This is a genomic window from Legionella sp. W10-070, from assembly GCF_900640175.1.
Classification (GTDB): domain Bacteria; phylum Pseudomonadota; class Gammaproteobacteria; order Legionellales; family Legionellaceae; genus Tatlockia.
The window spans coordinates 40,559-51,350 of sequence record NZ_CAAAJC010000021.1 but is presented as its reverse complement, the minus strand read 5'-3'; the positions used below and the strand labels follow the sequence as shown (position 1 = coordinate 51,350).

The window sequence follows — 10,792 nt, the reverse complement described above, 5'->3', positions numbered from 1 at the left end:
TTATTATTCATTTTGGCAGTTCTTTTAGTGATTTTTCGACGGCAAATCGTATTTCACTATAGAAACTGCCTTTTTTTCAACTAATTAGAAATTTCGTTCACGGAGCCTAATTTAATTAGTGATACTGACAAATAATGTCAAACTCATATGAGTTGCACTTGGTTTTTGCACTATATATGTTAGTTGAGCAAACTAAGTAATCTATGTATCTGCCCCACAAGATAAAAGGGAATGGATATAAAAGTATAGTTTACGGATTTCCCTAAATTATCTTTTACATCTACATTAGTTTTACTTGGATAATCAGAATTAATTCGCATGGCGAGAGGTAATTTTTTTAATCCCATGAAAACATGTAGTGACTTTAGGCTTCCTGTGGCACCAGCTTTTACTTCAATAGGTATAATTTTATTACCATGTTGGATTACATAATCAATTTCAGCACTTGAACCAGCCTCTTCTCTATGCCAATAATACAAAACTGGTTCAATATAGGGTGGTTCAATTGTTCTTAGCAATTGGCCAACTACCTGTTCAGCGATGCCGCCATTATTAATCAAAAGAATTTCATTTGTTGAATTAATTTGGTTTAAACTCAGTCCTAGTGCTGTACTACATAAGCCTATATCAAGGAAAATTTCTTTAAAAAATTTTTCTTTAATTTCAGATGCGAGGGGAACACCATTTGCTGAGCTACTTTGTACTCGGTGGCTAATTCGGGCTTTTTCTAACAGATCTAATACATGCTTTATTGTCGATGCTTGAATCGTTTTATTAACTCTACTAAATACAAATTTTTGTCCAAGCATTTTTGGAATAGAATTAAGTACTTCGTCTAATCTTTCTGTCGCTAAACGACCTTTATATTTTGAAAAGTCATCGCGATAGGTGGCCAATAAGTCATTTTGTATTTGACTAACTCTATTCAGAGAGCGTTCAGCAGCCCAATTAGAGACTACAGCGGGCATACCGCCGATAATCAGATATTCTTTAAATAAAGTAGTTAATTGCTCGTGAATCGCAGAGGGGAGCTCGATACTTAGGTCATATTGATTTAAATAGTCATAAAGTGATTCTTTGTCATTTGCTAATAAAAATTCATCAAATGACAATGGTTCCAAATGCATATAGCTAACTCGCCCAACCGGCATACTAAATGAGTGCTCCGCTAGAATAAATTCTAATAGAGAGCCAGCGGAGATTACTGCTAGTTGGGGTAAATCTTCTGCAAACCAACGGAGTTTGCTAAGCAGTTGAGGTGCTGCCTGTATTTCATCTAGGAATAATAAGCACTTTGGGGGATCTATTTTCTGATTTAATACCGTACTTAAATTTAATAAAATTTGATTTACATCATTAGAAGCAAAAAGACTGGCATAGGAAGGTTGCTTCTCGAAGTTGAGTTCAATTAATTGCATTCCTGTCTTTTCAGCTAAGTGCCTTACTAGCCATGTTTTACCAACTTGTCTTGCCCCACGAATGACTAATGGTTTCCGGTCAGGTGAAACCAGCCAGTTATCCATATAATTTAATAGAGTTCGTTTCATTTAATATACTTATCATTAGTAATATACTAAATTATAAGCAATAATATATTTAAGTCAACAAAACAGACGGTTGTTTTTATTATTAAACCAACAAAACAGCGCCCTGTTTTAATTAATATCCATGGAAAACAGAGGGTTGTTATTTGAATTTTTAAAGTATTGAGGGCTAGTAACACCACATGATATTTACTTTAATCTCCATTAAATACTAATACTTACCTATTACTGGAGATTAAGGTAAATGATGGTAGAACAATTTTTTTATGACCACTCAACCAACCATAAATTGGGTTATCAAGTAACACCAAAGGTTAATTAAAAAATATAGCGGTTGTAAGGAAACAAATTCAATTCCCATATACGGAATCAAACTGAACAAAAACGCAATTGTTAACAAAAAACTACCCAATATCTGCCCAAAAAAGTTGAGCTAAAAATAAAACGAAGTAATATCAATAGATTAAAAAAAATTGTCGCGGGTTCGATTCCCGCCGCCCCAATTATTAAAACCATTCCTGACCACCAAAGCCCATCACAAACCCTTGCGTATTCTGACGAAAATGAACACCCATTCTGGTCGAACGTGAACACCTATTATTTTACGCATTGTCCAAATGACCTTTTACACCAAGTGTTCACTTTCAGTCAATTTCCCAAGTATTTTTCGCATGGATTCACCTTTTAAATTTAGTCGATGACCATTATGAACCAGTCGATCCAAAATAGCGTCAGCCAGTGTGTTATCACCAATACAGGCATACCACTGTTCGACAGGAAGCTGACTAATGATTAGTGTTGATGACTGTTCGTGTCTATCGTCCATAATTTCCATTAGATCACTTCGTTGAGCTTGAGTTATTGGCTCCATTCCCCAATCATCAATGATCAATAACCTGGTTTGTGACAGCGCTGTTAATTCCTTGTGATAGGTGCCATCGGCTTTGGCTTTCGCCAAGGTGATAAACAATCGTGACAGACGGTAATATCTGGTTTGAAGACCTTTCAGGCAAGCGCTATGACCGAGACTGCAGGCTAAGTAGGTTTTTCCACTGCCACAAGGCCCTGTAAGAAGCAGGTTTTGTTTTCTGGTTATCCAGTCGGCTTGTGCCAACTAGTAAAAAGCACCAAACTCGCTTAACCTCAATGGATAGAAAAATCCTTGGTTCTCCCATTATCTACACATAGAAATCTAATATTATGGGTGCCACCCCCGTTGCATCACGGAAATAGGTAACCCGAAATACGCTAAAACAATTATGTTTTATAATCGACTCAAGTCGGCGTAACATAGAAGCTGTTTTTGGTGCCAAACCATAATATTTGAAACAAGGAAGTGAGATGATGTTTAAAAAAGTTGCTTTTACCATGTATCCAGTGCTCGATATTCATCGAGCCCGTAAATTTTATGAAGTAACACTTGGTCTTAAACCAGGTAAAGTTGAAGAACAATGGGTAGAGTATGATCTTCCCGGAGGCGGCTGTTTAGCCATTACAAACTGGGCTGAAGGAGGTCAACCAAGCTCTAACAGTGGTGGTAGTGTCGCTTTTGAAGTTGATGATCTTGATGCGCTTATGACTCAACTGAAAGAAAAAAATGTAGAAGTTAAGTTGGATATTTTCTCTTCTCCTGTATGTAGAATGGCGATCATCGTTGATTCTGAAGGGAATGCTTTAACTTTGCATCAACTTCACGTTCAGTAAAAATAATTGAAAAATTATGGCAATGCAGGCGTCAATTTTGAAAACAAACTGGGGGCGTTAGAGACAGCAAAATAAAGCTGGTTCTTTATAAATTTTGAATTACCAGGCTGATGAGTTGTTAATTCCGTTAAACTTGATGTTGGTCATATTTTAGCGCGGCAAGCCACTTTTCTTGATGGTCTGGTGGCGGAAACAATTTATAGTGTGATCATTAACCATTCCTGTCGCTTGCATCAAGGCGTAGCAAATTTTAGAACCGACAAATTTAAACCCCCGCTTCTTCAAATCTTTTGCCATGAGATCGGATATGGCAGATTGGGCTGGAATTTGACTGGCACTTTGCCATTGATTGAGAATTGGCTTACCATTCACAAAATTCCATAAGTATTTTGAAAAATCGCCTAATTCCTTCTCAACCTCTAGAAAAGCATGGGCATTGTTAATGACCGATTGAATTTTTAGTTTATTTCTAATAAGCCCGGCATCGTTTATTAATGCGTTAAATTTATTGATGTCGTAACTCGCGATTTTTTTAACGTCAAAATTATCAAATGCAGCACGAAAATGTTCTCTTTTTTTTAAGATGGTCAACCAACTTAATCCTGCTTGCATGCCTTCCAGGGTTAAAAATTCAAATAACATTTGTCCGTTAAAAACTGGTGTTCCCCATTCATCATCATGGTATTGCATTAATAATAAATCCGTTTTAGCCCACTCACAGCGTTGTTTTATCACCAGCAACCTCTTTTAATTATTTGAATTCAATTAAACCAATTATTGATTGGTTTTTTCCAGGTTAATCAACCATTCTTTACGTGCTATTCCCCCGCCGTAACCGCCTAATTGGCCATTTTCATTAATGACACGATGACAAGGAATAATTATTGCTAATTGGTTAGCCCCATTGGCTTGAGCTACTGCTCTAAAAGCCGATTGTTTGCCGATGAATTTGGCAATATCCAGATAAGACCGTGTCTCGCCATAAGGAATTTGACACAGTGCTTGCCATACTTGTTGCTGAAAAGGACTGCCGAACAGCCGATAAGGCGTTTTAAACGCCTTTAATCTACCCTCAAAATAGGCTTTCAATTCGACTTCAATCGAGGTTAGAGGTGCTGTATACCCAGGAATGATAGCAAAACCACGGCTCCTTAAACGCTCCACTTCGCGTTCCAAGCCCCTCCTCATAACAAATTCGAGCAAATATAGCCTCTCATCATCAGCAATGGCTATCATTGGACCTAAGGCAGTATCTATCCAGGCAGCCCTTAAGATAACAGCTTGTTTATTAGTTTGCTTGGGCACATTACCAAATAATTTTGAAAACGCATCCCGAAATCCACTGCCGGACTCATAACCTGCTTGCAATTGGGTATCGATCACCGAAGTACCATGACGAATTTCTTTCATTGCTTCTCCTATTCTTCTTGCCCTGGCATAGGCTACAAAGGTCATTCCAAAACGTTTTTTAAATTGACGTCTGGCAGTCGACTCATCGATGGCCAGATTTTTAAAGTCGGCTGCCTGCCAGCGTTTGGTTGGGTTGTTCTCAACTGCTTCAACTAAAAGACGAACAATATCAGTTGCTTGATTGGGATGTGACAGCGGTCGGCAACGTTTGCAGGGACGATAACCTGCCAGCAAGGCCTCTTGTGTTGCCCTAAAAAATTCGCAATGCTCAGCCTTCGGTTTTCTGGCGGTGCACGTTGGACGACAAAACACACCGGTTGTTCTAACCCCAACAAAAAATATACCTTCATAATTTGTATCCTTGGCAATTAATGCCTCGTAATATTCCTGATGTTTACTCTTATTCATATTAATTGGCTTCAAATTAATTTAACCTGGCTTTATCAGTATAAGTTTTTTATCAGCCTGTTGCCGCCGAAAATCAGGCATGCATTTTTTATAAGAGGGTAATGATGCTTATTGTTAATTTGGATATCATAAACAAGCTCAGGCTTAAGCCAGGGGTGTATAGGAGAAAAGGTAACTAATGCCAGTAAATAAGGGTGGTTTGTGATCAATCATTTTATTTCAAAACAATTTTTTATTTTTCTGTTAACCGGGGGGATATCACTCATAGTGAATTTCTGCAGCAGGATTTTATATAATTATTCTTTTGGTTTTTCAATCTCGATTATATTTGCCTATATTACCGGGATGGTGACTGCTTTTACGCTCAGTAAATTGTTTGTATTTCGTCATGGTCAACAAACTTTTTTGCGCTCGATTGTATTTTTTATTTTGGTAAATTTGATGGGTTTGCTGCAGACATTGCTGATTAGCCTGATACTGGCTTATTATGTCTTGCCAACGATGAATATTAGTGCGTATACACATGAAATAGCACATGCCTTTGGATTGATATTTCCGGTGTTCACCATTTTTTTGGGTCATAAATATTGGACTTTTCGTTCCTTATAATTATCCTTGATCATTGCAGCAGTGTTGGCTTGATTCGGGCTAATTCCTCAATGCAAAAGTCCAGTTGTTCTTTTTGGTGTAGCGCAGTAATAAAAAATCGAATCCTCGCCTGCTCTTCAGTTACCCCGGGTGCAATAATTGGCGGTGCGTAGATTCCCTCACAGAATAATTGATATGATGCTTCCAGCGTTTTGTTGGAGTCTTTTATAATTACAGGGACAATAGGGGTGTTTCTTGATTCTCCTGTATCAAGTCCAAGCGTATTTGCTTGTTTAAGAAAATAATCAGCATTATGCTGCATGCGTTGAATTAATTGTGGCTCTTTCTTTATGCGTTGCAACGCATAAAGTGCGGCTGCAGCATTCGCGGGTGTAATTCCTGCAGAAAAAACGAAACCAGGAGCGGAAAATTTCATATACTGGATTAATTCTCTGCTCGCACAAACAAAGCCACCGCAACTGGAAAAAGCTTTGCTCAAGGTACCAATAATGATATCAATATCTTCGGGAGACTGTTGAAAATATTCAATAACACCGCGGCCTGTATTGCCAATGACTCCCAATGAATGCGCCTCGTCAATCATTAAAAAGCAACCGTATTCTTTTTTGAGGGCTATAATTTTGTCGATAGGGGCAATATCGCCATCCATGCTAAAGACACCTTCAGTAATAATTAATATCTTTTCAAACTTATTCGCTAATAGAGCCAGTTGGTTGTGTAATGATTCTGGATCATTATGTTTGAAGGTATATAACTCGGCTCCTGAATAATAGGCACCTAGCAAACTGCTGTTATGGACTAATTCATCATAAATAATCGCGTCATTATGACCAAATAAATGGGTAATTGTTGACACGACGGTCTGATAACCCGCAGTAAACAGTATCGCGTCAGGATAGCCGACAAATTGCGCCAGTTCCTGTTCCAATCGCTCCGTTAAAACTCGATTTCCAGCGACCAGGCGGCTTGCCGACGCTGAACTGCCGTATCGATCGACATTATCTTTTATAAATTGCTTCATTTCTTTATCATCGCTTAAGCCTAAATAATTATATGAAGCAAAATTAATAAATGGTTTGCCATCCAGGGATATAATACTATTTGCAGGCCCTTCAAAAGCCCGCATAAATAATTGGTGATAATTTTTTTCAACTAAATCGCTATGCCTTTCCAACAGATTTTTGATTTTTGGCAGCTGCTCCAGTCGTGTAATGCGTTTTGACTCCTGCGTTAATCGGGCTATCTCTTTTGCTAATGTCCTGATTGTTTGATTTTTATTGACTACGATATCATTTACTTCAAATTCCAAGGATAGCCGTTGCTTGAGAGAGGACAACAATTTTATATACATAATCGAATCAAGGCCTAATCTTTCCAAAGACGTGTTAGGCTTGCATTTTAATAATTGGGAATAATTGGCATTGACCAATTCAATTATGGTGCGTTCAATAAGTTTAGCTCTTTTTTTACCTTCATAATGGCATTTTTTATGCTCTGGCGCTGGTTTTACAGGTACCTCTGCCCTACCGTCCTGCGGCAGATGATTGTTAAAATGGAAAAGAACGCATTCAGGGTGGGTTTCAATGTGTTTTACTGTTTGATATCTCTGTAATTTTCCGCTGGTTGTTTTAAGGATAGAATGCGGTTTGAGCAACTTAATTTCGGCGACTGAAATTCCAAAATACTGGTTGACTTCAAGCATAATATGGCGAACCAAATCCGGATAATGGTCTTCTTTTCCTGATTTTACTTCTATAGCCAACGCCAGTTGACTAATCCCTGATTCAAAGGACTCATAGGCAACGCAGCAGCCTTGTCGGATATCAGGGCTGCAAACATGAACAATGGATTCGATTTCATGGGCAAAATAATTCCGTCCACCAATAATGATCAGATCATTCATTCGACCGCTAATAAATAATTTTCCCTCAGATAAAAAACCTAAATCGCCGCTGTGATAATATCGATTTCCATCAGGGGCAACTTTAAAAGCAGCATCCGTCTTTTGTTGGTCATTCCAATATCCGGAAGAAACACTATTCCCATTAATTAAAATTTCACCAATTTGCTTTTCTTGCAGAAACTCACCTGTTTCGGTTGAGGCAATTTTCACATTAAGCAGTGGCATGCCACAATCCACCACACTGACTGAGTTATGGGAAGAATCAAAGACGACCTGTCCATTGCTTAAGGAGTCGCGATTGATTTTTACCACATTCAAATGCTCATTATAATTTGTACTGCTAACAATTAAAGTACTTTCAGCATTTCCATAACAGGGTATTAACGCGGTTGGTTTAAAACCGCAGGCTTTAAATTTGCGAACAAAGTGGTTCATTGTTTCTGCATTAATGGGTTCTGCGCCGCAAAATGCAATTTCCCAGGACGACAAATCCAGACGCTCTAGATATTCATCACTGGTTCGACGATTACATAGATTATAGGCAAAATTGGGGCCGCCGCTGATTGTTGCTCTGTACTTGGAAATTGATTCCAGCCAGAGGTTAGGATTTTTGATAAAATTGAGCGGGCTTGTCAAGACGACCGGGATGCAGTGGTATAGGGGTACCAAAATTCCGCCAATTAATCCCATATCATGGTATGGAGGCAACCAGATAAATCCTTTTGACTCGGAGTGGATATTAAATGCTTCTCGAATCAAATGTAGATTATCGGCAATATTGCTGTGGCTAATTAGTACCCCTTTGGGATTTGAGGTCGTTCCTGAAGTATATTGAATAAACGCAGGCCCCTCTATTTTTGCTACATCAAAATTAGCCTGGTCATCACTTAGTGAATCAGTTGCCATCATCTGTGACACGCTCTCAAATAAAAACACAATATTATCGGGTACATGAAATGCACGAAGCACTTTCTTTTTTATATAAGGGAGGAGAAGGTACTTTATCAAAGGGATTTTCTTTAAATTTTTCAGAATAGTTTCCTCGCTCAAAATTAGCGCAGGATTTGAGTTTCTGATGATACTTTCCAGGCGGGAAACCGCGGAAAAATTAATGGGTGGATAAGCAGGGATAGCCAATCTGTTTGTATACAGACAGGCAAGAAAGGCAACAATGAAGTTGATTCCAGGTGTATAAAGCAGCAATACAGGCGCGCCGTTATGAGTTGACTCCAATATTGCATTCCCTACTCCATTGATTTTCTTCATTAATTCCGAATAGCTAATATCAATGGCTTCTTTCTTCTCGTTAAGGAAAGTAATTGCGATTTTATCAGGATTACTAATAACGTTTTGTAAAAACTGATAAGGGAAGGTGAGCTTATTCATAGCCATAATGAACCTCATTATTTTCATATTCTTTTAGAAGCTGCTCTATCTCGCTGAGCCAGTCACTTTCTGCATTTTTCTTATTTTCGTAAATACGGATTGCTATTTTTGCGATTGTTGGCGCTTGGTATAACTCTATAGGTTGGAGCTGCAACTGATGGGAGGTTGCAATGTAGTTATAGAATTCTGTAGCTAATAATGAATTTCCGCCTAATTGGAAAAAATTATCATCCACAGAAACCTGAGGAACCATCAACAGGGACTTCCACAATTCCACAAGCTCTTCTTCCAATTTATTTTGCGGCTTCCGGAAGGGTTTATTGGTTGCAGGTAATGATTGTGCAATCGAGAGCCTATTAATTTTTCCGGTTGCTGATTTAGGTATGTCATCGACAATATAAATCTCGTAAGGAAGCATATACTCTGCAACTTTGTCCTGCAGGTACTCATAAATCGCCTTTTTCTCCAAACCTTGTTCAGTAACAACCATTAAGCCAATATCATCGCCAAGTGTTTCATGAGGGATTGGGAAGGTAATGGCTTCTTTGATTTGAGGGTGTCTTAACATTACCTGGTCAATTTGCAGGGGGGCAATTTTAAACCCTCCTTTATTAATTATTTCTTTTTTTCTTCCTGTTAAAAATAAATATCCGTCCGAATCAATATAACCAAGATCCCCTGTTCGGAAATGGCCTTGAATAAAAGCGTCTTTGTTCGCCTCAGGATTATTCATATAGCCTTGGAATACATTGTCTCCTTGAATACAAACTTCTCCCACTTCATTGCGATTTAGTTTCTGATTCTCATCTCCAATGATCATGACAGAAATGCCCCCTTTGGTTTGGCCTACCGAATTTATTTTAATATCAGCGATGGATAGGGGGTTGGTAGAAACCTGGTGTGCTGCTTCAGTCATGCCATATGCTTGTATCACGGGCACATTCAACAGCGCTTGTATCTTTTGCTGCAACACTTCAGACAGCGGCGATGAACAAGAGCGTACAAAACGTAAACTACCGGTTGCGCACTCATTTGGCTGCATGGAGAGTGCCTGATAAATTTTGTGATGAATGGTAGGAACAGCGGTATACCAGGTTGGTTTGTCATTAATTAAATAATCCGTTATTTTCGTATAATCGATATCTTTTAAAATCAGGGTGCCGCCACTTGCAAGGGTGGAGAGCATTGAGGCAACGATACCGTGGATATGAAAAAGAGGCATCATATTTAAATTACGGTCGTTTATACTTAATTGCAGTGTTCTAATGATATTCGCAATGCTTTCGTTTAAATTTTTATAAGAGAGAGGAACGCACTTGGGCTTGGCTGTGGTCCCTGATGTATGGAGAATCAGGGCTACTTCATTTTCTTTAGGGTATGCCGCGACGTCCTGGTGTTTTTTTTGTTTTTTGGATTGCACCAGCGCATTATCCAGTCTTATTTCCCGGGCATGAATCCCGATTCTTTGAGCGAGTTCACCCGCCTTGTCCGCATTCATCGGGTCATGAATCACCGATGCTGGGTTTAAGGATTGTACAACTTCTTGAATGTGTTCGAGTGGCAATGCGGGATTAATTGGCATGACCGGACATAGTCGGGCCACTGCCAGGAATGTTGCTACGTACTCGATGTTGTTATTAAAAAGTAAAATGCAGGGTGTTTTTTCTGGAGAAGCAATGGCAGCAAATTGCAATTGGAGGTAGTCGACCAGCCTGTATAATGTTTCATAGCTTAATTGATATTGGCTGCTTTCCAAGGCAATTAAACCATAGTAATTGCTGCTGTTTTCTATAAAAAGCTTAGTTGATAACATACTTGACCTCATAGG

7 protein-coding genes and 1 pseudogene are annotated in these 10,792 nt (G+C 38.7%); 2 read left to right on the top strand and 6 right to left on the bottom strand.

Features of this window, described 5'->3' with window-relative positions; genetic code table 11:
• Nucleotides 1-179 precede the first annotated feature (179 nt).
• Nucleotides 180-1,547, bottom strand: coding sequence for an AAA family ATPase (locus E1O65_RS09760; RefSeq protein WP_027228136.1), 1,368 nt, complete (start codon nt 1,545-1,547; stop codon nt 180-182).
• A 622-nt stretch (nt 1,548-2,169) separates the two neighbouring features.
• Nucleotides 2,170-2,658 (bottom strand): annotated as a pseudogene (locus tag E1O65_RS09755) (ATP-binding protein); the annotation flags it as partial.
• Between the two features lie 230 nt (nt 2,659-2,888).
• Between E1O65_RS09755 and E1O65_RS09750 the strand changes: the two are divergent.
• Nucleotides 2,889-3,248 (top strand): VOC family protein, encoded by a 360-nt coding sequence (locus E1O65_RS09750; RefSeq protein ID WP_133133421.1) that lies wholly within the window; start codon nt 2,889-2,891, stop codon nt 3,246-3,248.
• Between the two features lie 150 nt (nt 3,249-3,398).
• Here E1O65_RS09750 and E1O65_RS09745 read toward each other — a convergent pair whose 3' ends face one another.
• Together E1O65_RS09745 and E1O65_RS09740 are read right to left on the bottom strand one after the other, a co-directional pair.
• Nucleotides 3,399-3,989, bottom strand: coding sequence for a DNA-3-methyladenine glycosylase I (locus E1O65_RS09745; protein WP_278043651.1), 591 nt, complete (start codon nt 3,987-3,989; stop codon nt 3,399-3,401).
• 33 nt (nt 3,990-4,022) lie between these two features.
• Nucleotides 4,023-5,066 carry a bifunctional transcriptional activator/DNA repair protein Ada gene (locus E1O65_RS09740; RefSeq protein ID WP_133133417.1) on the bottom strand — a complete coding sequence of 348 codons (1,044 nt, stop codon included), beginning with the start codon at nt 5,064-5,066 and terminating at the stop codon, nt 4,023-4,025.
• A 201-nt stretch (nt 5,067-5,267) separates the two neighbouring features.
• On the opposite strand from E1O65_RS09740, the gene E1O65_RS09735 reads away from it, so the two are divergent.
• Entirely contained in the window at nt 5,268-5,675 is a 408-nt protein-coding gene (locus E1O65_RS09735) for a GtrA family protein (RefSeq protein WP_133133416.1), read from the top strand.
• A gap of 10 nt (nt 5,676-5,685) precedes the next feature.
• Here the strand turns inward: E1O65_RS09735 and E1O65_RS09730 are convergent, their stop codons facing one another.
• Complete coding sequence (locus tag E1O65_RS09730; protein ID WP_165474951.1) at nt 5,686-8,970, bottom strand: aminotransferase class I/II-fold pyridoxal phosphate-dependent enzyme; 3,285 nt, start codon at nt 8,968-8,970, stop codon at nt 5,686-5,688.
• On the bottom strand, nt 8,957-10,777 hold the full coding sequence (locus E1O65_RS09725; RefSeq protein ID WP_165474950.1) for a non-ribosomal peptide synthetase: 1,821 nt from the start codon (nt 10,775-10,777) through the stop codon (nt 8,957-8,959). The genes E1O65_RS09730 and E1O65_RS09725 overlap by 14 nt, the downstream gene beginning before the upstream one ends.
• Nucleotides 10,778-10,792: the final 15 nt, after the last annotated feature.